Annotated in this window: 3 protein-coding genes; all 3 read left to right on the top strand. The window is 68.5% G+C overall.

The genetic code is table 11. The annotated features are described in order from the left end of the window. Positions 1-77: 77 nt before the first annotated feature. Positions 78-440 carry an IS66-like element accessory protein TnpA gene (gene tnpA / locus ZRA01_RS20210; RefSeq protein WP_141355167.1) on the top strand — a complete coding sequence of 121 codons (363 nt, stop codon included), beginning with the start codon at positions 78-80 and terminating at the stop codon, positions 438-440. Then, on the top strand, positions 437-784 hold the full coding sequence (gene tnpB / locus ZRA01_RS20205; RefSeq protein ID WP_141355166.1) for an IS66 family insertion sequence element accessory protein TnpB: 348 nt from the start codon (positions 437-439) through the stop codon (positions 782-784). The genes tnpA and tnpB overlap by 4 nt, the downstream gene beginning before the upstream one ends. Before the next feature lie 47 nt (positions 785-831). Then, a partial coding sequence (locus ZRA01_RS20200) for an IS66 family transposase zinc-finger binding domain-containing protein (protein ID WP_141355165.1) occupies positions 832-1,442 on the top strand: 611 nt, incomplete at its 3' end.

The raw sequence follows: 1,442 nt of genomic DNA, 5'->3' as shown, positions 1-1,442 counted from the left end.
TAAGCGTCGTCCCTGTCCCGTCTTGATCCCATTTCTTTGAGCAGCGAAGGTGTCCACCATTTTTGAGGGTGGACACCATGGAAATTGAGAAGGCAGCAGGAGTGGCTCGGCGTGGGGCCTATGTGCGGCGCAGCCCCGAGCTGAAGGCGGCGATCGTAGCGGAGTGCCTGGTGCCGGGCGCATCGGTTGCCGCGGTGGCCCTGGCCCACGGCGTCAATGCCAATCTGGTCCGCAAATGGATCGAGAAGTCGCGCCCATCGACCCAGGCGGAGGCGGACGTGAGCTGGCTCGCGGTGGTGCCCGACACGCCCCCGCCCGCAACGCGGGCCTCCACGCCCCGTGGCGAGATCGAGATCGAGCTCCCCCGCGCCCGTCTCCTGGTGCGCGGCCCGGTGGATCTGGCGGTGCTCGAGCGGGTGCTGACGAGTCTGTCCCGATGATCCGCCCTGGCCCGGGCACCCGCATCTGGCTGGCCTGTGGCTTCACCGACATGCGCCGCGGCTTCGATGGCCTGGCAGCGCTGGTGCAAAGCCAACTCGAGCAGGATCCCTTCTCGGGCCAACTGTTCGTCTTTCGCGGACGCAAGGGGGATCGGCTCAAGCTGCTGTGGTGGGACGGCGATGGGCTGTGCCTGCTTGCGAAGCGGCTGGAGAACGGCCGCTTCATCTGGCCCCAGGCCAGCGAGGGGTCGGTGGTCCTTACCGCGGCCCAGCTCGCGATGCTGCTCGAAGGCATCGACTGGCGGCGCCCTGTGCGCACCTGGCAGCCGGAGGCGGCAGGATAGGATTCCGGGGGCTGTTCACCGACGGGTGTCTCGCGTAGACTCGCGTCATGCCCCAGCCTGTCACGCCTCCCCCCATCGACCCTTCTGACGAGGTGGCCGCCCTGCGCCATCAGGTGGGTGAGCTCGAGGCCGAGGTGGTGCGTCTCAAGCTGCTGGTGGCCAAGTACCGTCAGATGCATTTCGGGCGGCGCGCCGAACCCTGGCGGGCCGAAGGGCAGCTCGACCTGCCCTTGCTTCTGACGCCGCAGCCCTTGCCGGCGCCCGCCAAGACGGCCGACGCCCCACCGGCCGCGGGTCGCTCGCCGCGGCGCCAACGCAAACCCTTTCCCGACGATCTGCCTCGGGAGACGATTGAGCATCTACCGACCGACACCCGTTGCCCCTGCTGCGGCGGCGCCTTCAAGCCCCTGGGTGAGGAGGTCTCGGAGATGCTCGAGTACATCCCGGCCAGCTTCAAGGTGATCCGCCATGTGCGCCCCAAACTTGCCTGCGCCCGCTGCGATCACATCGCCCAGGCCGAAGCGCCCAGCCGGCCCATCGCGCGGGGCTTTGCCGGGCCAGCGCTCCTGGCCCACGTGCTGGTGGGCAAGTTCTGTGATCACCTGCCGCTCTATCGGCAAAGCACCATCTTCGCCCGCAGCGGGCTGAGCCTGGAACG

This window comes from Zoogloea ramigera (assembly GCF_006539865.1).
Lineage (GTDB): Bacteria > Pseudomonadota > Gammaproteobacteria > Burkholderiales > Rhodocyclaceae > Zoogloea > Zoogloea ramigera.
This window is presented reverse-complemented; position numbering and strand designations above follow the sequence as displayed.

What these genes read in the sequence shown, in the direction of transcription:
- tnpA (WP_141355167.1), top strand. Translation starts at nt 78, where the DNA reads ATGGAAATTGAGAAGGCAGCAGGAGTGGCTCGGCGTGGGGCCTATGTG.
- tnpB (WP_141355166.1), top strand. Translation starts at nt 437, where the DNA reads ATGATCCGCCCTGGCCCGGGCACCCGCATCTGGCTGGCCTGTGGCTTC.